Origin of the sequence: Candidatus Paralachnospira sp. LCP21S3_A2 (genome assembly GCF_052118925.1) — a bacterium.
GTDB lineage: Bacteria > Bacillota > Clostridia > Lachnospirales > Lachnospiraceae > Lientehia.
This window is the reverse complement of record NZ_JBQKGG010000012.1, coordinates 43,756-65,168: the sequence shown is the minus strand read 5'-3', so window position 1 is coordinate 65,168 and position 21,413 is coordinate 43,756. Positions and strand designations below refer to the sequence as shown.

The window sequence follows — 21,413 nt, the reverse complement described above, 5'->3', positions numbered from 1 at the left end:
ATGGCCGGTTCATTTTATGATCCGCTGCCGGAGCTTTCGGAATACGCAGATACCAAGGAGGACCTTTGCAAAGGCAGAGGTCCTGTTTCTGTAAGTGGCGGTACAGATACCCAGAAGGCCCATGAGATGGCCATGCTGGGAAAGGATTATCCCTTAAAGCTGGTGGTGACCTACAGCGACACCAGGGCACAGGAGCTTTATGACGATTACCGGTATTTTGATCCGGAGGTTTATCTGTACCCTGCCCGCGACCTCTTATTTTACAGTGCTGATATTCAGGGGAGCCTGTTGACAGGAAAGAGGCTCCGTGTACTGAAAACACTCCTGGAAACAGGGCACGGAACGGTCATCACCACGGTTGATGCCTGCATGGACCATCTCATGACGCCGGAGGATCTGAGAGCGGGCGTTTTGGAGCTTCAGGAGGGCGGAGAGCTGGATCTGGATCAGCTGAAGGAAACACTGGTGTTTATGGGATACGAGCGCAGCGGCCAGGTAGAGCAGGGCGGACAGTTTTGCATCCGGGGCGGGATCCTGGATCTTTATCCGCTGACGGAGGAAAATCCGGTACGTATCGAGCTGTGGGGGGATGAGATCGATTCGATCCGGTCCTTTGATGCCGAGAGCCAGCGGTCGATCGAACGGCTGGAAAGCCTGAAGGTCTATCCGGCGAGGGAGCTGGTGCTGACAAAGGCGCGGCTGGAGCATGGGATCGGGGCATTAAAAAAAGAACTGGAACAATATAAAAAGAAGCTTCTTTCCGGGGAAAAGCGGGAGGAGGCCCATCGGGTCGGCACCATTGTAAACGAGATGTGCGAAGGGCTTTCCGAGGGCTGCTTTCTTGGGGCACTGGAGGGCTGTATCCGGTATTTCTGTGAGGCTACGGTGTCCTTCCTGGATTATTTCGGAGCCGATGCGCCGGTATTTCTGGATGAGCCGGCCAGGATCCTGGAGCGGGCGGATGCCCTGGAGGCTGAGTTTCGGGAGAGTATGGGACAACGGCTGGAAAAGGGCTATCTTCTTCCCGGACAGACAGATCTTCTTTATTCGTCCTCTTCTGTGGCGGCGGCCATGGAACGGCCGAGAACCGTGGCCTTTTCGATCCTCGAGCAGCGGGCCTTTCCGGTGAAAAGACGCGGCTTCATGACGGTGAAAAACGGAAATTCCTATCATAACGGCTTTGAGCTGCTGGTGGGAGATTTAAAGCGCTGGAAGAAAGAGGGATGGCGGGTAGCGCTCCTCTGCGCTTCAAAAACAAGGGGCATGCGGCTGGCACAGGATCTGAGGGAGCAGTATGATCTGCGTGCCTATTACAGCGAGGAGCAGGACAAACAGATCCTTCCGGGGGAGATCTGCGTCCTTTACGGAAATCTCCACCGGGGCTTTGAATATCCGCTGATCCGGTTTGTGGTGATCCCGGAGAGCGATATGTTCGGCGGCGGAAAGAAGAAAAGGAGGAAGAAAACTTCCTATGAGGGCAAGAAGATCCAGAGCTTTTCCGAGCTTTCCGTGGGTGATTACGTGGTTCACGAAAATCATGGACTTGGCATTTACCGTGGGATCGAAAAGATCGAGGTGGATAAGATCGTCAAGGATTATATAAAAATCGAATATGCGGGGAACGGCTGTCTGTATCTGCCGGTCACCCAGATGGAGCTGGTTCAGAAATACGCCGGAGCCGGGGCGAAAACGCCGAAGCTTAATAAGTTAGGCGGCCAGGAATGGGGAAAGACCAAGTCCAGAGTTAAGGGCGCGGTCAAGAACATCGCAAAGGATCTGGTGGCCCTTTATGCGGCAAGACAGCAGACGGACGGCTTTCAGTACGGCCCCGATACCGTATGGCAGCGGGAGTTCGAGGAGCTGTTCCCCTACGAGGAGACGGAGGATCAGGAGGCAGCCATCGAAGCCACCAAGCGGGATATGGAGAGCACGAGGATCATGGACCGGCTGGTCTGCGGTGATGTGGGCTACGGAAAGACGGAGATCGCGATCCGGGCAGCGTTTAAGGCCGTCCAGGAAAGCAAACAGGTGGTTTATCTTGTCCCGACGACGATCCTGGCGCAGCAGCATTACAATACCTTTGTCCAGCGCATGATGAATTTCCCGGTACGGATTGAGCTGCTATCCAGGTTCCGCACGGCGGCAGAGCAGAAAAAGACCATTGAGGATCTGAAAAAGGGACTGGTGGACATCGTTATCGGAACTCACCGGGTACTGTCTGAGGATGTGAAATTCAAGGATCTGGGGCTTCTCATTATCGATGAGGAGCAGCGGTTCGGTGTGGCTCATAAGGAGAAGATCAAGAAGCTGCGGGAAAACGTGGATGTGCTGACACTGACGGCAACCCCCATTCCCCGGACGCTTCACATGAGTCTGGTAGGGATCCGAGATATGAGCGTTCTGGAGGAGGCGCCCATGGACCGCGTGCCGATCCAGACGTATGTGATGGAATACAACGAGGAAATGGTCCGTGAGGCCATTGAGCGGGAGCGTGCCCGCGGCGGTCAGGTTTATTATGTCTATAACCGGGTGAAGGATATTGAGGATATCACCGGGCGGATCGCGGCTCTTGTGCCGGATGCCCATGTGGTTTATGCCCACGGACAGATGAGCGAGCGTCAGCTGGAAAAGATCATGATGGATTTCATTGACGGGGAGATCGATGTCCTGGTGTCCACTACGATCATCGAGACCGGTCTGGATATTTCCAATGTAAACACCATTATTATCCATGATGCGGACCGGTTCGGTCTTTCTCAGCTTTACCAGCTTCGCGGACGTGTGGGACGTTCCAACCGGACAGCGTATGCGTTCCTTATGTACCGCCGCAACAAGCTGTTGAAGGAGGAAGCGGAAAAGCGGCTGGCAGCGATCCGGGAATTTACAGAGCTTGGCTCCGGGATCAAGATCGCCATGCGGGATCTGGAGATCCGCGGCGCGGGGAATCTTCTTGGTGCGGAGCAGCATGGCCACATGGAGGCTATCGGTTATGACCTGTACTGCAAGCTGTTGAATCAGGCCGTGAGAGCTTTAAAGGGCGGAGAAGAGAAGGTGGAGTTTGAGACAGTTATCGACTTCAATATTGATGCCTATATTCCACCCTCTTACATGAAGAATGAGGTGCAGAAGCTGGAAATCTACAAGCGGATTTCGGCGGTTGAGACAGAAGAGGAAGCCATGGACATGACGGATGAGCTGACTGACCGGTTCGGAGATCCGCCCCGCGCCGTGGAAAATCTGCTGGAGATCGCGCTTCTGAAGGCGGCGGCGCACAGGGTTTATGTGACGGAGATTTCCGGAAACCGCCAGGAGGTCAGGATTTCGTTCTATGAACAGGCGCCGTTTAACGTGGAAAAGCTTCCGGAGCTTCTGAAGGCTTACAGCGGAGCGCTGCGGCCGGCCAGCACAAATCCTCCGGTTTTTGTCCTGCAGGACCGGAAGAAAGAGAACAAAGAGCCGAGGCAGATGCTGGAAAAGGTGAAGATCCTGTTAAATACCATAAAAGAGCTGCTGCTTTCATAAAAGAGTTGCCGTTTTCAGGGTTTCGTATTATAATGAAAACTGATTGTGCAGGCATTCTGTTCATGAAACGAATGGGCAGGATCAGGGCATCGAAAAAACGGAAAACGTTTATGAGCGGCACATGACGACAGGGAATACTAGGAGGATTCAGATTATGAACAGATTAAAGAGAGGGCTGGCAATCGCGCTGGCGGCAGTCACAGTACTGGGAGCAGCCGGCTGCGGAAGCAAGAAGATCTCTTTCGATGATTATGCCACAACCGTTGTTGCAACGCTGGGAGACACCAATATTTATCTTGATGAAGCCAATTTTCAGGCGCGGCTGAGCCAGTACAGCAGTGAGATGTATTATTCCTTAAACGGATACAGCATCGATGAAATGTGGGAAAAAGACCTGGGAAGCAGCATGGGAATGGAAAGTGGAACGACTCTGGCGGCCTATACCAAGCAGAATATCATGCGCGGAATCGGCCAGACCTATATCTTAAAGGCAAAGGCTGAGGAGCTGGGGCTGACGCTGGACGAGGACGAACAGAAGAAGGTTGATGCTGCTGTAGCCGATATTATGGGTCAGCTCGACGGAAGCGAAGAATTAAAAGCAGCTGTCGGCAACATCAGCGAGGATCGAATCAAGGAGTTTGTGACAAACAATGCTCTTGCCATGAAGGCTTATGAATATGCGGTAAAGGATGTAGATACCGAGGTAAGTGACGAGGAAGCTGCTCAGCGTACCATCAGCTATATCCGGGTGACCGATGGCGATGACGCCGATGCGGCAAAGACCCTGGCTGAAGAGCTTCAGGCTAAGGTAGAGGCCGGAGAGGATATGAGTACCCTGGCCGATCAGTATGATAACTGTACCTTTGTTACCAATACCTATGGTGAGGGAGACTTCGATAACACAGTCGGTAATTATGGGATGGAGTTGAAGACCGGCGAGATCGGAAGCGTATACGAGGAAGGCTATGGCTGGTATGTAGTTCGCTGTGATACCGATTTTGATGAAGAAGCGACAGAGAAGGAAAAGCCTACCATCGTTGAGAAAAGAAAGACAGAGCAGTTCCAGACAACCTACAAGGAATGGGCTGCGGCTCTTCCCGAATTTAAGGTGAAAGAAAAAGTCTGGGATGTGATCAATTTCGACAAGTCCCTGTATGTTGTGGAAACTACCGCAGCAGACGAGACCTCCGCAGCGGAAACAAATGCAGAAACCTCCGCAGCCGGGACTCAGGCAGAGGAAACCTCTGCAGCTGAGACAGCAGGGAATTAGGGAACAGGTGAAGAAATGAAAAGAGGGAGCGGTTGATTCCGGGCGCTGATTTTCGCGCCTTGACACGCTCCCTCTTTTATGATATTACGTCCTGTGAAACAAAACAACTGATCAGGAAAATGAAGAAGTATCCTGAGACGAGACAATCGGATATGGAGGTACGGAGAATGGAAACGGTTTTGCTGTATGTGATGTTTGCAGTCGGCGTGGTCCTGATCGTAAAGGGCGGTGACTGGTTTGTGGATGGCGCGGTATGGGTCGCAGAGGTGACGGGAATCCCGAAATTTATTATCGGAGCCACCATTGTGAGCCTGGCAACAACGCTGCCGGAGATCATGGTTTCCACTATGGCAGCGGTGGAGGGACATCAGATCCTGGTATCCGGTGTGGGAAATTATCTGGCGGTCTCGCAGGGTAAGGTCGGCATGGCCATCGGAAACGGCATCGGATCGGTGATCTGCAACACGGCGCTGATCATGTCCATCAGTATTATTTTCGTGAAGATGACAGTCAAACGAAGGGAATTTACACCGAAAGCGATCTGCCTCCTTGCGGCCGTTGTGGTGCTGTTTATATGCAGTGCGGGCGGTTTTCTTTCTATCGGCGGTGCGGTCTGTCTTCTGGTGGTATTCGCGCTGTTCATCTTTGAAAATATCCGGTCTGCGAAGGGAGAAAAGACGGCGGCAGAGGCTGAGCAGGAAAAGCCGGATAAGGAAACGACAGGAAAGCATATCGCCATGATCGTTCTTGGCGTAGTCTGTGTTGTTCTCGGTTCCAGGCTCCTGGTGAATTACGGAAGTGAAATTGCACGGAGCTGGGGTGTTTCGGAAGCCGTGATCGGCGTGACGATGATCGCCATCGGAACCTCTCTCCCGGAGCTGGTTACCGCGGTTACGGCAGTTGTAAAAAAGCAGTCTTCCATGTCGGTCGGAAATGTCATCGGTGCAAATATCATCGACACCACGCTGATCCCGGCAATCTGTGCGTTTGTTTACGGCGGAAAGCTTCCGGTTTCGGCCCAGAATCTTTATCTGGATTTCCCGGTCGCCATTCTGGTCGCGCTGATCGCATCGGTGCCGACGATCATCACAAAGAAATTTCATAAATGGCAGGGCATTGTGATGCTTGTGCTGTATCTGGCATATCTGGTGATCGTAAGTACGAAGCTTACCTGGTATCTGGCACTCTGGGGCATTGCATAGAAAGGCAGGGAAGCGGGGAAATCTTAGAGTAAAATATAGTTGGCAAGTAAAGTATAGGTTGAATAACTGCCCGCCGCATTCTCGTTACTTTAGTGATGAGTTAGGCGGGCAAATTTTTGCCAAGTTATCGAACTGATGTTTACGCCCTGGCTAACATATGGTATAATCGAAACATGGAAAAAGATATATTTACTATCGAAGAAAACACACTTTCATATGGTAGAGGCTATGTGTACTCATTGCAGTATCATCTTATCTGGTGTACAAAGTACCGGAAAAAGGTTCTGGTAGATGGATTAGATGTGGAATGTAAGAAGATGCTGCAGGCGCTGGCGGAGGAATACCGTTTTCAGATTCTGGCCATGGAGGTTATGCCGGATCACATTCATTTGCTGGTGAATTGTAAGCCGCAGTTTTTTATTTCCGACATGATCAAGATTATGAAAGGAAATCTGGCAAGGAAGCTGTTTCTTTCCCATCCGGAATTAAAGAAGCAGCTGTGGGGCGGTCATTTATGGAACCCCTCCTACTGTGCGGTGACGGTCAGTGACAGGAGCCGGGAGCAGATTTTAACCTATATCGAAGGCCAGAAAGAAAAAGAGAAAACGAAGAGTTCCTACAACGGAGAATGAGGTCTTGTATGCAGGTGACATCCAGCTATGGTGTAGAAATCAGAAAACAGAATATTCCCATTCGCTATACGCTGCGCATTTACCGCTCTGCAGTCAGTTATCTGATTCAGGTATATACAGAAGCCTGGGGTGAACTTTCCGAAATTTCGAATGCAAGGAAACGGTTTAATGAGGCAGAGCATCTGGTTCACGGGACAAAGAAGAATCAGGCCCGGTATGATTTTGACCTGCATTTTCCAAAACTTCCGTCCTATCTGAGGCGTTCTGCGATTCAGCATGCACTGGGAAGCGTAGCTTCCTATGAAACACGGCTGAAATTGTGGGAAAATGGAAAACTGACCGGGAAACCGAAGCTTACACAGGAAAACCATGCCATGCCCGTATTTTACCGGGATGTGATGTACAGAGAAGCAGGAGAGACAGAGGATGTAGCGTGTCTGAAGCTGTATGATGGTCATGACTGGAAATGGTTCCGGGTCAGACTGCTGCACACGGATATGGAATACCTTAGAAAGCACTGGGCAGGGGAAAAAGCGTCCGCGCCCACTCTGGAGAAACGGCATCACAAATATTTTCTGCGGTTTTCTTATACAGAAGAGAAAAACCTGTCTAAAACGGCTGTAAAAGCTCAGACCATCTGCAGTGTGGATCTGGGAATCAATACGGATGCGGTCTGTACGATCATGCGGGCAGACGGAACTGTCCTGGGACGAAGGTTTATAAGCTTCCCCAGTGATAAAGACCGGCTTTACCGGGTGCTTGGCAGAATCCGCAGATTTCAGAGACAGCATGGAGCCGGACAGACTCATAACCGCTGGGCATACGCAAAGCGGCTGAATATGGAATTGTCCCGGAACGTATCCGGTGCCATTACGGCCTATGCCCGGGAACAGCAGGCAGATGTGATTGTCTTTGAGTATCTGGAAATGCAGGGAAAGAAAACAGGAAGTATGAAACAAAGACTTCATATGTGGAGAAAACGGGATATCCAGAAGCTGTGTGAGCACCAGGCTCACAGGAGCGGAATCCGTGTATCCAGAGTCAACGCCCGCAATACCAGCAGGCAGGCTTTTGACGGAAGCGGGATAGTGGCACGAAACCCGGAGAACCACAGCCTGTGTACCTTTACAACAGGAAAACAATACAACTGCGACTTGTCAGCAGCCTATAATATCGGAGCGAGATATTTTATACGGGAGCTTATAAAACCCTTGCCGGAGACGGAAAGGTCTTCACTGGAGGCAAAAGTACCTGCAGTGAAGCGTAGAACTTCATGTGTTTATGCAGACCTGCGGCTGCTCAGCCAGGAACTGGGAAGCCGTTATACAGCATAGATACAGGCAGATATGCAGCGGACTACCTGGGATGTGGAAACTGGCCGAAAACGGCCGGGATATGTGCGTAACCCGTACAGCTTCTAAGTCACAGGCGTATCCGCCGATATAGAGTCTTGCCGCTTAAAGCGGCTGAGAAGCACGTGACTTTAGTCATGTGAGGTTCACCTGTTCCCCATGCAGATCATTGGAATTTTCGGAAGTGAGAGCGCTCTGTATAATCAGTTTGCGGTAATGACCTTCCGGATTTATATGTGTACGATTATTTTCTGCTGTGTACAGAAAGCTACCAGCGTATTCCTTCAGGCAATCGGGCGTCCTGTATGGCACGGTCTTTCCGGGGAAAAATAAAAGAAGGCAGAGCGGCGGAACAGCTTGACAGTATGGCTTAAATGTCCATAATGAAAATGGAAATCGTTCCTGCTTTGCAGCGCAGATGCAGAACGGACTTGGAATGAGATTTTAAACACATAATTCTTCCTGTTTTTCACATACTACCCATACAACACAAATTATGGAAAGTATGTAAGAAGCAGGAGGAATTTTTTTATGAAGGCAACGGGGATTGTCCGCCGGATCGATGATCTGGGACGGGTCGTGATACCGAAGGAGATCCGGAGAACCCTGCGGCTCCGTGAGGGAACGCCGCTGGAAATTTACACAGACCATGAGGGTGAGATCATCTTGAAGAAGTATTCGCCCATGGCGGAGCTTGGAAGCTTTGCGAAGCAGTATGCGGAGGTGCTGGCGGCGGCGACGGGGCTGGCAGTCTGTGTGACGGACCGGGATATGGTACTGGCGGCAGCGGGCGGCATGAAGCGGGAGCTGCTCCAGAAGGAGATCAGCAAGGCGCTGGAGCAGATGATCCTGTCGCGGAAAAATATTCTGATAAACCGGGCAGGCGGGGCGATGATCCCTGTGACGGCAGAGGATAACGGTGAATACACCGGACAGGCAGCAGCTGTGATCCTCTGTGAGGGAGATGCCATCGGGGCGGTGGTGCTTCTGAACCGTGATCCGGCAGTGAAGATCGGTGCGGAGGAGCAGAAGCTGGCAGTGATCGCAGCCGGATTTCTTGGAAAACAGATGGAAAGTTAAGGAAAGCTGTGGTATGCTTGTGGGCAGGAGGATAAGACGATGGAATTAAAGGACAAGTATACCTTTTCGGAACTGAGGGAGATCATTGCAAAGCTCCGGTCGGAGCATGGCTGCCCCTGGGACCGGAAGCAGACCCATGAATCCCTGAAAAAATGTCTGACGGATGAATGCGATGAGGTGATTGCGGCGATCGACAATCAGGATACAGAAAATCTCTGCGAGGAGCTGGGAGATATTCTTCTCCAGGTCATGCTCCACAGCCGGATTGCAGAGGAAAACGGGGAGTTCACCGTGGAGGACGTGATCGGTGTGCTGTGCAGAAAAATGATCCGGCGCCACCCGCATGTGTTCGGCGATGAGGCATGTCAGACTCCGGAGGAAAGCCTCGAGCTCTGGAATGAGATCAAGCGCCAGGAAAAGGAAGCACGGAAAAACGGGATCCGTCTGTAAGCAAACCGGCGGAAAATCCCGGGAAACAGGGAATTTTCTTGACAAACAGGCGCAGGCAGTTTATAAATAATAGAGCAAGAACAAACGATGTATCATGACCTTAGGAGGAATAAACATTATGAACAAGACTGAGTTAATCGCAGCCGTTGCTGAGAAGGCTGAATTATCCAAAAAAGATGCGGAAAAGGCAGTAAAGGCTCTGACTGATACAGTAGCAGAAGCGTTAAAGGCAGGAGATAAGGTTCAGCTCGTAGGCTTCGGTACCTTTGAAGTTTCCGAGAGAGCAGCAAGAGAGGGAAGAAACCCCAGAAGCGGTGAGACCATGACCATTGCTGCTTCCAAAATGCCCAAGTTCAAGGCTGGAAAAGCACTGAAGGATCTGGTAAACGCATAAATCCTGAATGGATTGTGAGAGTTATGGGATTATGGAGCTGCCGCAGAGTCTGCGGCAGTTTTTCTTATGATACGGGAGAAAGAACATGAGACTGGATAAATTTTTAAAGGTGTCGCGGATCATCAAGCGGCGCACAGTGGCAAATGAGGCATGTGACGGCGGAAGAGTCCTGGTCAATGACAAACCGGCCAAGGCGTCCTTAAACGTAAAGGTCGGTGATGTGATCGAGGTACAGTTCGGAAACCGTTCCGTAAAGGCGGAGGTGCTGAAGGTACAGGAAAGCACAAAGAAAGAGGATGCCGGAGAAATGTTTCGTTATCTGTAAAACGGCGGAATCACAGGCTCAGGGGCGGGACAGCTGCCCGGCATTGTGCAGCGGACAGTCAGAACGTGCTCTTCGGTCATAGGCTTCGTGTTTTTCGCATAGAATGCTATGGAATATGCGGAAGGGAGCGGTAAGATGGAAGAGCAGAAACAGAAGTCCATGAAGCCTCACAAGGTAATGCTGGACCGGCGCGCTATGGCGATGATCAGCGGCGTGACGGAGGTGGTCTCCTTTGATGAAAAAGAGATCGTTCTGGAGACAAGCCAGGGAACACTGACCGTGAAGGGTGACGATCTGAAGGTGAACCGGCTGACGGTGGAGCAGGGCGAGGTGGATATCGGCGGCCGGGTGGACAGCTTCTCCTATGCCCAGATCCGGGAGCGGAGAGGGCAGGGAGAGTCGTTCTTCTCCCGCCTGTTCGGGTAAGTGGTGAGCAGCATGATCAGAGACGAGGGGAGCCTCCTGCTTCGGTCGGTGCTCTGGGGCATCGGTCTGGCGGCCCTGTATGACGTGCTTCGGATCCTGCGGGGTGTGATCCGTCACAGGCAGGGAGTACGCTCGCTTGAGGATCTGGTGTACTGGTGTTTTACGGCGTGTTCCCTGTTCTGGCTTTTATTTTCCGGCAATAACGGAACGGTACGGTGGTATATTCTGGCCGGTGCCGGAGCAGGTGCATGGCTGTATCATATCACGCTGAGTCCGCTTTTCGTCCGGTTTTTCAGATGGCTGCTGGGGCGGATTCTGAGAATCCTGATATTTCCGGTAAAAAAGGGGCTTCATCTCTTGAAAAACGCAGGGAAAACCCTTAAAATAAAGGCAGAGAGAAACAACATCATGGACCGGGGCAGAAAGGTCGGGAACGAAAGGACGCGTAATGGCAGGAAGAAACAGAAAAAGACGATATAAAAAGCAGAGCAAGGCTGTGCTCTTCGGAATCCTGTTTGTAACAGCGCTCCTTTGCGGAAGCCTCATCCTGACAACGAATAAGCTGAAAAAAACCGACAGCGGATATTCGGACCGGGCGGCGGCGCTTCAGAAGCAGATCGAAGAAGCCCAGAAGGAATCAGAATCTCTGGAGGAAGAAGAGATTTATATTCAGACAAAGAAGTATGTGGAGGATGTGGCAAGAAGCAGGCTGGGACTTGTAAAGCCCGGAGAGACCTATTTAAAGCCGAACAGTGAGGAATAGGGCTTGCAATCCTTCTGAAAATGCGTTAAAATAAAACACGAAAACGGGGAGCTCAGAGAGATGGGCTGAGAGTAGACTTAAAGAGTCTTGACCTGAAACCTGATTTGGATAATGCCAACGTAGGGAAATACAAGTCATTGATGGACTGTATGCGCTTTGGCATGCAGTCCTTTTTGTATGATGGAAATTCGAAATTCCGATCAATTTCCGGATATACAGGGTACCTTGTTTTCTGTGAACTGGGGGCACCACTTTTCACAACACAAAAAGGCGCCGGAGCATACTGATCTTGTGGTATATCCCGGCGGAATATGGAAGTATATGGAAACGTCTGCGGATATCCGCGGACGTTTTTTCAGTTTCACAGGACGCACCTTCCTGTGAAGCTAAAACAGCAGATAAAACAGCAGGAAGGAGAACACGTATGGCAGTGATTAACGGAGAGACCGTCCAGACGGCAGGAAAGACGCTGCTGGAATACCTGGAGGAAGCCGGGTATGAGAGCAGCCGGGTCGTGGTGGAGCGGAATCTGGAGATCGTGCCCCAGGATCAGCTGGGAGCGGTTATGATACAGGACGATGATGCAATCGAAGTCCTCCGGTTTGTGGGAGGAGGCTGAAGCATGGGAGTATTACAGGAGAACGGGACACAGCCACAGGCATCGATCCGCGAGACTATGCGGGCGAGGATTTCCAGAGAGGAGCTGGATCAGGCCTTTGATGCCAGATTTCCCAGGGATATGCAGGAGAAGCTGCGGGGCGCCCGTGTGGCGGTAGCCGGTCTTGGCGGACTCGGCTCCAACATTGCGGTCATGCTGGCCAGAAGCGGGATCGGAAAGCTTCTTCTGGTGGATTTTGATACAGTCGATGTGACAAATCTGAACCGACAGATGTACTTGATCCCCCAGCTTGGGAAGCCAAAGGCGGAGGCACTTCCGGAGATCCTGAACCAGATCAACCCGTATATTGAGTATGAGTCGGTCTGCGTCCGTGTGACACCGGAAAACGTGAAGGAGCTGTTCGGGACATATGCCATTGTCTGTGAAGCTTTTGATAAGCCGGATCAGAAGGCTATGCTGGTGCGGGAGCTTCTGTCCCAGTGTCCGGAAACCACAGTCGTATCGGGAAATGGCATGGCAGGCTGTGGTGATGTCAACGAGATCCGGACTGCACAGGTCATGAGGCGGCTGTATGTATGCGGCGACCGGAAAACGGATGTGGGAAACGGAACAGGGCTTATGGCACCGCGGGTGGCAGCATGTGCGGCCCATCAGGCTAATAAGGTGATCCAGCTTCTGATGGAAGCATAAAAGTACGATAAAGAAAAGGAGACGATATCATGGAAGATAAGTTTATGCTTGGAGGAAAAGAGTTTCACAGCCGGTTTATTTTAGGCTCCGGAAAATACAATATGAATCTGATCAAGGCTGCCGTGGAGCAGGGCGGGGCAGAGATCATCACCCTGGCACTGCGCCGTGCCAATACCCAGGAGAGTGAAAATATCCTGGATTATATTCCCAAGGGCGTTACACTGCTGCCCAACACCTCCGGCGCCCGCAATGCCGAGGAGGCAGTCCGGATCGCACGGCTCAGCCGCGCCATGGGCTGCGGGGATTTCGTGAAGGTGGAGATCATGCGCGATGCCAAGTATCTGTTCCCGGATAATCAGGAGACCGTGAAGGCAACGGAAATCCTGGCGAAGGAGGGCTTTGTGGTTCTGCCGTACATGAATCCCGATCTCAACGTGGCAAGAGATCTCCAGAGCGCCGGTGCGGCTGCGGTCATGCCGCTGGCAGCACCTATCGGAAGCAACAAGGGACTGGCAACTAAGGCGATGATCCAGATACTGATCGATGAGATCGATCTTCCCATCATTGTGGACGCCGGAATCGGCAAGCCGTCCCAGGCCTGCGAAGCCATGGAAATGGGTGCGGCCGCGATCATGGCAAACACGGCCATCGCCACAGCGGGAAATGTTCCCGAAATGGCTTCTGCCTTCAGACTTGCGATCGAGGCAGGACGGAAGGCTTATCTGACCGGAATGGGCCGGGTGCTGGCAAGAGGCGGAAGCGCATCGGATCCACTGACCGGATTTTTACATTAAGAGTAACGATCCGGAGCAAAACGGAACCGAACCGGGCGCGGAATCGTTCCCGTCAAATGAAAAAATCAAGGTACAGACAGAAACAGGAGAATGAACATGAACGAGGAGAATCAGGTTTATTTTATTGACAGTGATGAACTGCCGCCGGCAGCACTGGAGCGGAAGCACCGTCTGGAGCAGGATCCGACCTTCCGGACGGATCACATGAAGTACATGGATGGAATGCAGGTCATCAGGTCAGATATTAAGGATAAGGTGCTGGAGGCCATGAAGGCGTATGATTATGATGCGTACACAGCCCTTGATGTGGAGCGGGCGCTTTCGGCGGAGAGCTGTTCCATCGAGGATTTCAAGGCCCTTCTGTCACCGGCGGCGGCTCCGTATCTGGAGCAGATGGCAAGAAAGGCGGAGAAGATCACGAAGAATCATTTCGGTAATACGGTCTATATTTTCACGCCTCTTTATATTGCCAATTACTGTCAGAATTACTGCGTATACTGCGGCTTCAACTGCTATAATAAAATCCGCCGCAAGAAGCTCACCATGGAAGAGGTGGAGCATGAAATGCAGGTGATCGCAAAAACCGGCATGGAGGAGATCCTGATCCTGACCGGCGAGAGCCGTGCTTATTCCGATGTGAAATACATCGGCGAGGCGGTGAAGATCGCGCGCAAATATTTTCGGAACATCGGAATCGAGATTTATCCGGTCAATGTGGACGAATACCGGTATCTTCATGAATGCGGTGTGGATTATGTGACCGTATTCCAGGAGACCTACAATACGGAAAAGTATGAAACGCTTCATCTTATGGGGCATAAGCGGGTATGGCCGTATCGGTTTGATGCCCAGGAGCGGGCACTGATGGGCGGCATGCGCGGCGCCGGATTTTCTGCCCTTCTGGGACTGGATGATTTCCGGAAGGATGCGCTTGCGACAGCCCTTCATGTGTATTACCTGAACCGGAAATATCCCCATGCGGAGCTTTCCTTGAGTTGTCCGAGACTTCGTCCCATCGTCAACAACGACAAGATCAATCCACGCGATGTGGGTGAAAAGGAGCTGTGCCAGGTGCTTTGCGCTTACCGGATTTTCCTGCCCTTTGCCGGGATCACTGTTTCCAGCCGGGAGAGTGAAGCGTTCCGAAACGGCATTACGAAGATCTGTGCCACAAAGGTTTCGGCCGGTGTTTCCACCGGGATCGGGGATCATGAGGAGAAATACGAGGGTAAGGAGGACGCCGATGTGGGTGATGAGCAGTTCGAGATCAACGACGGCCGTTCCTTTGAGAAAATGTATCAGGATATGGAGCAGGGCGGGCTTCAGCCGGTTCTGAATGATTATATTTATGTGTAGTTATGAGCATACCATCGTTATCACAAACCGGGCGCTGGTAAAGGGAGATTTCCTTGAACAGATTGAACGGGTGCTCCGCCTGCAGCCCCATGGACTGATCCTGCGGGAAAAGGACCTTTCGGACGCGGCATATACGGCACTGGCGAAGAAGGTTCTGGCGCTTTGCCGGAAGGAGGAGGTGCTTTGCTTCCTTCATTCCAGAATACCGTCTGCAAAAGAGCTGAACTGCCGGAATCTTCATCTTTCCGTTCCGGCGCTGGATGCCATGATGCCTGAGGAGCGCAGGCAGCTTCGGGAGGAGTTTGACCGGATCAGCGTGTCCTGCCACAGCATGGAGGATATGCAGTTTGCCGTGGAATGCGGCGCATCTCAGATCGTGCTCGGAACCATTTTTGAGACGGACTGCAAAAAGGGCCTGAAAGGGAGCGGAACCGGCTTCGTCCGCGAAATCTGCCGGGTCTGCCCCGTGCCGGTCTACGCCATCGGCGGCATCACTCCGGAGCGGCTTCCTGAGGTCATGGAAGCAGGAGCCGCCGGCGGGTGCATGATGTCCGGATTTATGAAACTGTAGCAGAGCGCCGTGCGGGTGGAGGCGAGCTTGTATGTTTCTCGATCGGCGCCCCTGCAGTGCGAAAAAACGCGAAAATTTCTCCTGTCCCGCCGCCACCGTTCGACAGCCTTTCCGTTTTCAACCGGCTATAATAGTCTCTCAGGGAGGTATGGGAATGAAGAGAGAGACATGGCTCCGGGCGGGGATGGCCATTGCGCTCGGACTGTTTTTGACGGCAGTGCTGGAAAAGGGCGGGACGGCGGCGGCTCTTGTGCGGACAGGCTTTTATTTCAGCATTTTATATACCGGGTATCGGTTTGGGGCAGGTGTCGGTGCGGTGGCCGGGACCTGCTGCGGGATCATGGAAACCATCTGGCTGGGTGATATTTCTTTTATGGGAGTGTTCTGCCTCACCGGCGTTCTTTCGGGATTGTTTCGAAGCCTTGGAAAGGGAGCCAGTACGCTGGGGTATCTGGCGGGGGCGGCAGCCGTCGGAATGCTGTATCTGCCGGAGGCTGTTGGACGGGAAGGCATCTGCCTTTTGACGGCGGCAGCCGTGTTTCTTATGACACCGGGAAGTCTCTGCCACCGGGAACCGGTCCGGAAGGAACCGGTCCAGCCTATTTTCTTTGATTTTCCGGGAAAGGAGCGGATGGCGGCAGGACGGGTGCGGGCCGTGTCGGAGGCGATGGAACGGCTGGCAAAAACGCTGTGCCAGTGTAGCAGTGCCGGGATCACGGCGGCGGAAGATGAGTGCGTGGTGGAAGAGGGAATTCCGGTTCTGCCGGGACAGAAGAAGGAAAACGAAAAAGAACGGGAACGGACAGAAACAGTCTGGCGCGGGCGGTATGAGGAATGCCGGGAGGCTGTGGCAGAGGGATTTCTGGAGGTGGAACGGATTTTGGGCCAGCTCTCCGGAGAGCTGGATTCGGTAAAGGATCTGTCGCCGGAATTTCGTGACCGGATCCGACGGGAGCTGCGCATGAGGCGGGTGCGGGCGGAACGGATCCTGATCCTGGAGCAGGAAAACGGCAGGAGGGAAGCATACCTTACGGTACGTGCCATGGGAAACCGCTGCATGACGGTGCGGGAGCTGGCGGAGATGGTAAGCAGGATCACCGGAGAGCCGTTTCTGCCGTCGCTGGAGAGCCGGCGGATCATTGCCAGGGAAACCTGTACGATCCATCTGATCAAGGCACCGGCCTATATGATGCTCCATGGGATCGCCCGGGCATCCAGAGAGGGCGCCGCTGTTTCCGGGGATAATTTTACCTTCTGCAAGCTTCCCGACAGCCAGCTTCTGTTCGGTGTGGCGGACGGCATGGGCTCCGGCAGAGCGGCCTTTCGGGACAGTGAGGTGGTTATGGAGCTGGCGGAGCGTCTCATGTCCGGCGGCTTCGGCCTGGAACAGGCGCTGCGTCTCATGAATGCAGTCCTGCTTTTAAAGGAGCGGGAACAGCGTCCCATTACCGTAGATCTGGCAGTGGCGGATCTTTACACGGGAGTCTGCGAGTTTGTGAAGGCTGGCGGCGTGACGACCTTCATTAAAAAGGGACGCCATATCGACACGATCCGGGCGGCAGCCCTGCCGGCTGGAGTATTGAAGGAGGCGGCTCCGGAAAGCGTGGAAATTTCCCTTTCCGACGGCGATAAGATCATTATGGTTACTGACGGTGTACTGGACGCCCTGCGGGGCGAAGACAAGGAAGAGACCATGAGGGAGATCCTGGCATGCACATCCGGGGAAAATCTTCAGGATACGGCAGATGAGATCCTGCGCCTGGCGAAGGAATCCGACGGACTGTGCCGGGATGATATGACTGTGCTGGCAGTGGGGATCTGGAGGGCGTGAAGGCCGGTATCAAATGATCGTGGCAGCTTGCATTAAAAAGCTGCGTATGCTATGATAGCAGAAGAAGGATAAGCATCGTTCATGCAGAACAGGAAAGGCCCCGGAGATTGCGGATCCGGGGCTTTTATATACACAGAAAGGAACACAGCCATGCTTTCAAAGGTACGGAGGTTTATTGCGCAGGAGCAGCTTTTACAGGCGGGGGAAACGGTGGTTGTCGGAGTTTCCGGCGGGGCGGATTCCATCTGTCTGCTTACGCTGCTCACGGAGCTGTCCGGAGAGCTGGAGATCCGTCTGGAGGCGGTCCATGTGAATCACGGGATCCGCGGAGCGGAGGCAGACCGGGATGAGGCCTTTGTACGGAAGTACTGTGAGTCCTTAAAGATTCCCTTCCATGGATTTTCCTGTGATGTGCCGATGATCGCAAAAGAACAGCATCTGACCGAAGAGGAGGCCGGGCGCATGGTGCGGCGGGAAAGCTTTCAGAAGGTCATGGAGGAGACCGGAAGCCGGATCACGGCCGTTGCTCATAACCTGAATGATAATGCGGAGACCGTGCTGTTCCATCTGCTGCGCGGGAGCGGACTGAAGGGACTTTCCGGCATGGAGGCAAAAACCGGATTCGGGCCGGGGAGGATGCTGATCCGTCCGCTGCTTTCCAGCAGCAGGGAGGAGATCGAGGAGTGGCTGGCGGCACGGCAGATCCCGTTTTGCCGGGACAGCACCAACGAGTCGGTGGAATACAGCAGGAACCGGATAAGAAAGCGGATCATGCCGGAGGCGGAGATCATCAACCGGGAGGCCGCGGTGCACATCGTCCGTGCAGCCGCGCTGTTAGGAGAAATCGGGCAGGAGGAGCAGCAGCAGGCAAGGGCCTGGCTGGAGCAGCACGGCGCAGTGCATGCTGCAGAGCAGATGTCTCTTCCTGTAAAGGAACTGGAAAGGCTGAGCCATGTCCGGGCAGGACTGGTGATCCGGGCGGCGGTTTCCCGGCTGACAGGGAGCTTAAAGGATCTGACCATGCGCCATACGGACAGCGTACTGGGGCTTCTGGAAAAACAGACCGGACGGCAGGTCATGCTTCCCGGCGGACTTACCGCGAGAAGGGAATATGAACAGATCGTAATTGGAAGGACTGTATCGGGAAAACGGAAAACAGAGGCTGCGAACGGTGTGAACTATGCGGAAACAGGCGGCAGAGAGACAGAGCATCAGGAAAACAAAGGGGCAGATGATCAGGCAGATCCGGAAAAATCGGAATGGTTTCTTCCTGAGCCGGACGGTGCTCCCGTGACAGTCTGTGCGGAGGGCTGGCGGCTGACCTGCCGGGTATCCATGCGGCAGCCGGGACAAAAAATTCCGGAAAACAGGTATACGAAATGGTTTGATTATGATAAAATTAAAAATAGACTTTCGTTTCGGAAGCGGCGGCCGGGGGACTGGTTCCAGGCGTTTTCCGATGGAAGAAAACAGACCGTGAAGGCGTATATGGTCAATGAAAAGATCCCGGCGGTCCTGCGGGATCAGATCCCGCTTCTGGCGGAGGAGGATCATGTGCTGTGGATCACCGGAGGACGGATCAGTGAGGCGTATAAGATCACGGAAACAACTGTCCGGGTTCTGGAAGCGGCAGTGACAAAAGAATAAGAAAAAGGAGATTCAGTTATGGATGACAAGATCAAGGTTTTGATTCCTGAGGAGGAGGTAGACGCAAAGATCAAAGAGATCGGTGCGATGATCAGTAAGGATTATGAAGGCAAGGAGGTACATCTGATTTGTGTGCTCAAGGGTGGCGTGTTCTTTACCTGCGAGCTGGCAAAGCGGATCAGTGTTCCCGTTTCCCTGGATTTTATGTCCGTGTCCAGCTACGGCTCGGGAACACAGTCCAGTGGTGTTGTGAAGATCATCAAAGACCTTGATGAGCCCCTGGCAGGAAAGCATGTGCTGATCGTAGAGGATATCATCGATTCCGGAAGAACGCTGAGCTATCTTGTTGAGATTTTAAAGCAGCGCGGACCGGCGGACATCAAGATCTGTACACTTCTTGACAAGCCCTCCAGACGTGTGAAGAAGGAAGTTGTTGTGGATTATACATGCTTCTCGATCCCTGATGAGTTTGTTGTGGGCTTTGGCCTTGATTATGATCAGAAATACCGGAATCTGCCCTATATCGGAGCAGTGGTGACGGCAGAATAAGGAGGCCCGGAGTTGCAGAAACAGAAAAACAGTGGAATTGGCTTTTATTTTGTCATGCTGGCGGTGGTGTTAGCCGTGTTTATCTGGCTGTACCGGGGCGGTTTCCAGCCGGAGACAGGATCCTGGCAGGATCTGGAGACGACTGTGGAGAGCGGACAGATCGTTTCGGCGGTGATCACCCCCAATAAGGAAGTTCCCACCGGTGCGGTGAAGCTGAGCTTTAATAACGGAACAACCCCCCAGACCTGGTATGTGGATGACATCAGCGAGGTGAAAGCACTTTTGGTGGATAACGGGATCCCCGTTACCATGAAGAGTGTTCCGGATGACGATACGTTCTTTACCATTGTCATTCCGATCCTGGTAGGTATGTTCATTATCGCAATGCTGATCCTTTCCATGGTGAACCGGGCGATGTCCGGCGGAGGCGAAAACTCCTCCAGCCGGAAAATGATGAATTTCGGAAGAAGCCGTGCGCGGGTGACGCGGGACGGCAATGGTGTGGACTTTGATAAGGTCGCCGGTCTGCAGGAAGAAAAAGAGGATCTGGCGGAGATCGTTGACTTCCTGAAAAATCCGGGAAAATACATGAAGGTGGGTGCGCGGATCCCCAAGGGAGTGCTCCTGGTGGGCCCTCCCGGAACCGGAAAAACGCTGCTTGCCAAGGCGGTTGCCGGAGAAGCGGGCGTTCCGTTCTTCAGTATCTCCGGTTCGGATTTTGTGGAAATGTTTGTGGGCGTTGGCGCGTCCCGTGTCCGGGATCTGTTTGAGGATGCCAAGAGAAATGCCCCCTGTATTGTATTCATCGACGAGATCGATGCTGTCGCAAGACGGAGAGGAACCGGTATGGGCGGCGGTCATGATGAGAGAGAGCAGACCCTGAACCAGCTCCTGGTGGAGATGGACGGCTTCGGAGCCAATGAGGGGATTATCGTCATGGCGGCGACAAACCGTGTGGATATTCTGGATCCTGCGATCCTGCGTCCCGGCCGGTTTGACCGGAAGGTGTCAGTGGGACGGCCCGATGTGAAGGGCAGGGAAGAAATCCTTCAGGTCCATGCAAAGGAAAAGCCCCTGGGCGAGGATGTAGATCTGAAGAAGGTGGCGCAGACCACGGCAGGCTTTACCGGAGCCGATCTGGAAAACCTGATGAACGAGGCAGCGATCCTGGCGGCAAAGGAAGGCCGCGGGTATCTGTGCCAGAAGGATATTGACCGGTCCTTTGTAAAGGTCGGAATCGGTGCGGAGAAGCACAGCAAGGTGATCACGGAGAAAGACAAGCGGATCACCGCTTACCATGAGAGCGGCCATGCGATCCTGTTCCATCTGCTTCCCGATGTGGGGCCTGTCCATACAGTATCGATTATCCCTACCGGTGTCGGTGCGGCAGGTTATACCATGCCTCTGCCGGAGAAGGATGAGATGTTCAATACCAGAGGACGGATGTATCAGGAGATCATTGTAAGCCTTGGCGGACGAATCGCCGAGGAGCTGATCTTTGATGATATTACCACCGGCGCTTCCCAGGATATCAAGCAGGCAACGGAAATCGCCCGTGACATGGTGACCAAGTATGGTATGTCTGAGCGGATCGGAATGATCTGCTACGGCGGTGATGATGATGCCGTGTTCATCGGCCGGGATCTGGCGCACACCAGGAGCTACGGTGAGGGCGTTGCGACCACCATCGATGAAGAGGTAAAGCGGATCATTGATCATTGCTACGACCGGGCAAGAGCACTTCTGAAGGAGCATGAGGATGTGCTTCATAAGAGTGCGGCGCTTCTCATGGAGAAAGAGAAGATCGGCCGGGCTGAATTCGAGGCATTATTTGTGGACTCGGACAAAAATACGGTGGAAAACTAAGAAATCCGGAGGGGATTTTGTGGAAAACCACCCGTAATTGGCAATTTTTTATGATGGTTTAAACAGAATCGGAA

General features: G+C 53.0%; 21 protein-coding genes and 1 riboswitch. All 21 genes read left to right on the top strand.

Features of this window, described 5'->3' with window-relative positions:
* Positions 1 to 3,522 carry a transcription-repair coupling factor gene (gene mfd / locus ACTQ3K_RS09495; RefSeq protein WP_441567386.1) on the top strand — a complete coding sequence of 1,174 codons (3,522 nt, stop codon included), beginning with the start codon at positions 1 to 3 and terminating at the stop codon, positions 3,520 to 3,522.
* Between the two features lie 154 nt (positions 3,523 to 3,676).
* On the top strand, positions 3,677 to 4,792 hold the full coding sequence (locus ACTQ3K_RS09490; RefSeq protein WP_441567385.1) for a peptidylprolyl isomerase: 1,116 nt from the start codon (positions 3,677 to 3,679) through the stop codon (positions 4,790 to 4,792).
* A gap of 167 nt (positions 4,793 to 4,959) precedes the next feature.
* A complete protein-coding gene (locus ACTQ3K_RS09485) occupies positions 4,960 to 5,994 on the top strand; it encodes a calcium/sodium antiporter (protein ID WP_441567383.1) in 1,035 nt (344 codons plus the stop codon).
* 173 nt (positions 5,995 to 6,167) lie between these two features.
* On the top strand, positions 6,168 to 6,626 hold the full coding sequence (gene tnpA / locus ACTQ3K_RS09480; RefSeq protein ID WP_287097016.1) for an IS200/IS605 family transposase: 459 nt from the start codon (positions 6,168 to 6,170) through the stop codon (positions 6,624 to 6,626).
* An 8-nt stretch (positions 6,627 to 6,634) separates the two neighbouring features.
* Positions 6,635 to 7,960, top strand: coding sequence for an IS200/IS605 family accessory protein TnpB-related protein (locus ACTQ3K_RS09475; RefSeq protein ID WP_441567381.1), 1,326 nt, complete (start codon positions 6,635 to 6,637; stop codon positions 7,958 to 7,960).
* A gap of 549 nt (positions 7,961 to 8,509) precedes the next feature.
* Positions 8,510 to 9,058, top strand: coding sequence for a stage V sporulation protein T (gene spoVT, locus ACTQ3K_RS09470; protein WP_441567379.1), 549 nt, complete (start codon positions 8,510 to 8,512; stop codon positions 9,056 to 9,058).
* Between the two features lie 39 nt (positions 9,059 to 9,097).
* Entirely contained in the window at positions 9,098 to 9,508 is a 411-nt protein-coding gene (locus ACTQ3K_RS09465; RefSeq protein ID WP_441567377.1) for a MazG family protein, read from the top strand.
* Between the two features lie 118 nt (positions 9,509 to 9,626).
* Positions 9,627 to 9,902 carry an HU family DNA-binding protein gene (locus ACTQ3K_RS09460; protein WP_441567375.1) on the top strand — a complete coding sequence of 92 codons (276 nt, stop codon included), beginning with the start codon at positions 9,627 to 9,629 and terminating at the stop codon, positions 9,900 to 9,902.
* Between the two features lie 85 nt (positions 9,903 to 9,987).
* Entirely contained in the window at positions 9,988 to 10,227 is a 240-nt protein-coding gene (locus ACTQ3K_RS09455) for an RNA-binding S4 domain-containing protein (protein WP_441567373.1), read from the top strand.
* A gap of 135 nt (positions 10,228 to 10,362) precedes the next feature.
* On the top strand, positions 10,363 to 10,653 hold the full coding sequence (gene yabP, locus ACTQ3K_RS09450) for a sporulation protein YabP (RefSeq protein WP_441567371.1): 291 nt from the start codon (positions 10,363 to 10,365) through the stop codon (positions 10,651 to 10,653).
* A 12-nt stretch (positions 10,654 to 10,665) separates the two neighbouring features.
* Positions 10,666 to 11,133 (top strand): spore cortex biosynthesis protein YabQ, encoded by a 468-nt coding sequence (gene yabQ / locus ACTQ3K_RS09445; protein ID WP_441567369.1) that lies wholly within the window; start codon positions 10,666 to 10,668, stop codon positions 11,131 to 11,133.
* Positions 11,102 to 11,416, top strand: coding sequence for a septum formation initiator family protein (locus ACTQ3K_RS09440; protein ID WP_441567368.1), 315 nt, complete (start codon positions 11,102 to 11,104; stop codon positions 11,414 to 11,416). Before yabQ ends, ACTQ3K_RS09440 begins: the two co-directional genes overlap by 32 nt.
* Before the next feature lie 34 nt (positions 11,417 to 11,450).
* A riboswitch (TPP riboswitch) is annotated at positions 11,451 to 11,559 on the top strand.
* A gap of 281 nt (positions 11,560 to 11,840) precedes the next feature.
* The gene (gene thiS, locus ACTQ3K_RS09435) at positions 11,841 to 12,035 is read left to right on the top strand and encodes a sulfur carrier protein ThiS (RefSeq protein WP_441567366.1); all 195 of its coding nucleotides are present in this window, start codon (positions 11,841 to 11,843) and stop codon (positions 12,033 to 12,035) included.
* Between the two features lie 3 nt (positions 12,036 to 12,038).
* Complete coding sequence (gene thiF / locus ACTQ3K_RS09430) at positions 12,039 to 12,725, top strand: sulfur carrier protein ThiS adenylyltransferase ThiF (RefSeq protein WP_441567364.1); 687 nt, start codon at positions 12,039 to 12,041, stop codon at positions 12,723 to 12,725.
* A gap of 29 nt (positions 12,726 to 12,754) precedes the next feature.
* A complete protein-coding gene (locus ACTQ3K_RS09425; protein ID WP_441567362.1) occupies positions 12,755 to 13,519 on the top strand; it encodes a thiazole synthase in 765 nt (254 codons plus the stop codon).
* Positions 13,520 to 13,615: 96 nt separating this feature from the next.
* On the top strand, positions 13,616 to 14,875 hold the full coding sequence (gene thiH / locus ACTQ3K_RS09420) for a 2-iminoacetate synthase ThiH (RefSeq protein WP_441567360.1): 1,260 nt from the start codon (positions 13,616 to 13,618) through the stop codon (positions 14,873 to 14,875).
* Positions 14,856 to 15,446 carry a thiamine phosphate synthase gene (locus ACTQ3K_RS09415; RefSeq protein WP_441567358.1) on the top strand — a complete coding sequence of 197 codons (591 nt, stop codon included), beginning with the start codon at positions 14,856 to 14,858 and terminating at the stop codon, positions 15,444 to 15,446. The genes thiH and ACTQ3K_RS09415 overlap by 20 nt, the downstream gene beginning before the upstream one ends.
* Before the next feature lie 154 nt (positions 15,447 to 15,600).
* Positions 15,601 to 17,277 (top strand): SpoIIE family protein phosphatase, encoded by a 1,677-nt coding sequence (locus ACTQ3K_RS09410; protein WP_441567356.1) that lies wholly within the window; start codon positions 15,601 to 15,603, stop codon positions 17,275 to 17,277.
* Between the two features lie 150 nt (positions 17,278 to 17,427).
* A complete protein-coding gene (tilS, locus tag ACTQ3K_RS09405; protein ID WP_441567354.1) occupies positions 17,428 to 18,924 on the top strand; it encodes a tRNA lysidine(34) synthetase TilS in 1,497 nt (498 codons plus the stop codon).
* Between the two features lie 18 nt (positions 18,925 to 18,942).
* Positions 18,943 to 19,473, top strand: coding sequence for a hypoxanthine phosphoribosyltransferase (hpt, locus tag ACTQ3K_RS09400; RefSeq protein WP_441567352.1), 531 nt, complete (start codon positions 18,943 to 18,945; stop codon positions 19,471 to 19,473).
* A gap of 12 nt (positions 19,474 to 19,485) precedes the next feature.
* Positions 19,486 to 21,339, top strand: coding sequence for an ATP-dependent zinc metalloprotease FtsH (gene ftsH, locus ACTQ3K_RS09395; protein WP_441567350.1), 1,854 nt, complete (start codon positions 19,486 to 19,488; stop codon positions 21,337 to 21,339).
* Positions 21,340 to 21,413: the final 74 nt, after the last annotated feature.

Excerpts from the sequence above, each read along its gene's own strand:
- mfd (WP_441567386.1), top strand. The coding sequence starts at position 1 with ATGGCCGGTTCATTTTATGATCCGCTGCCGGAGCTTTCGGAATACGCA.
- ACTQ3K_RS09490 (WP_441567385.1), top strand. The coding sequence starts at position 3,677 with ATGAACAGATTAAAGAGAGGGCTGGCAATCGCGCTGGCGGCAGTCACA.
- ACTQ3K_RS09485 (WP_441567383.1), top strand. The coding sequence starts at position 4,960 with ATGGAAACGGTTTTGCTGTATGTGATGTTTGCAGTCGGCGTGGTCCTG.
- tnpA (WP_287097016.1), top strand. The coding sequence starts at position 6,168 with ATGGAAAAAGATATATTTACTATCGAAGAAAACACACTTTCATATGGT.
- ACTQ3K_RS09475 (WP_441567381.1), top strand. The coding sequence starts at position 6,635 with ATGCAGGTGACATCCAGCTATGGTGTAGAAATCAGAAAACAGAATATT.
- spoVT (WP_441567379.1), top strand. The coding sequence starts at position 8,510 with ATGAAGGCAACGGGGATTGTCCGCCGGATCGATGATCTGGGACGGGTC.
- ACTQ3K_RS09465 (WP_441567377.1), top strand. The coding sequence starts at position 9,098 with ATGGAATTAAAGGACAAGTATACCTTTTCGGAACTGAGGGAGATCATT.
- ACTQ3K_RS09460 (WP_441567375.1), top strand. The coding sequence starts at position 9,627 with ATGAACAAGACTGAGTTAATCGCAGCCGTTGCTGAGAAGGCTGAATTA.
- ACTQ3K_RS09455 (WP_441567373.1), top strand. The coding sequence starts at position 9,988 with ATGAGACTGGATAAATTTTTAAAGGTGTCGCGGATCATCAAGCGGCGC.
- yabP (WP_441567371.1), top strand. The coding sequence starts at position 10,363 with ATGGAAGAGCAGAAACAGAAGTCCATGAAGCCTCACAAGGTAATGCTG.
- yabQ (WP_441567369.1), top strand. The coding sequence starts at position 10,666 with ATGATCAGAGACGAGGGGAGCCTCCTGCTTCGGTCGGTGCTCTGGGGC.
- ACTQ3K_RS09440 (WP_441567368.1), top strand. The coding sequence starts at position 11,102 with ATGGCAGGAAGAAACAGAAAAAGACGATATAAAAAGCAGAGCAAGGCT.
- thiS (WP_441567366.1), top strand. The coding sequence starts at position 11,841 with ATGGCAGTGATTAACGGAGAGACCGTCCAGACGGCAGGAAAGACGCTG.
- thiF (WP_441567364.1), top strand. The coding sequence starts at position 12,039 with ATGGGAGTATTACAGGAGAACGGGACACAGCCACAGGCATCGATCCGC.
- ACTQ3K_RS09425 (WP_441567362.1), top strand. The coding sequence starts at position 12,755 with ATGGAAGATAAGTTTATGCTTGGAGGAAAAGAGTTTCACAGCCGGTTT.
- thiH (WP_441567360.1), top strand. The coding sequence starts at position 13,616 with ATGAACGAGGAGAATCAGGTTTATTTTATTGACAGTGATGAACTGCCG.
- ACTQ3K_RS09415 (WP_441567358.1), top strand. The coding sequence starts at position 14,856 with ATGATTATATTTATGTGTAGTTATGAGCATACCATCGTTATCACAAAC.
- ACTQ3K_RS09410 (WP_441567356.1), top strand. The coding sequence starts at position 15,601 with ATGAAGAGAGAGACATGGCTCCGGGCGGGGATGGCCATTGCGCTCGGA.
- tilS (WP_441567354.1), top strand. The coding sequence starts at position 17,428 with ATGCTTTCAAAGGTACGGAGGTTTATTGCGCAGGAGCAGCTTTTACAG.
- hpt (WP_441567352.1), top strand. The coding sequence starts at position 18,943 with ATGGATGACAAGATCAAGGTTTTGATTCCTGAGGAGGAGGTAGACGCA.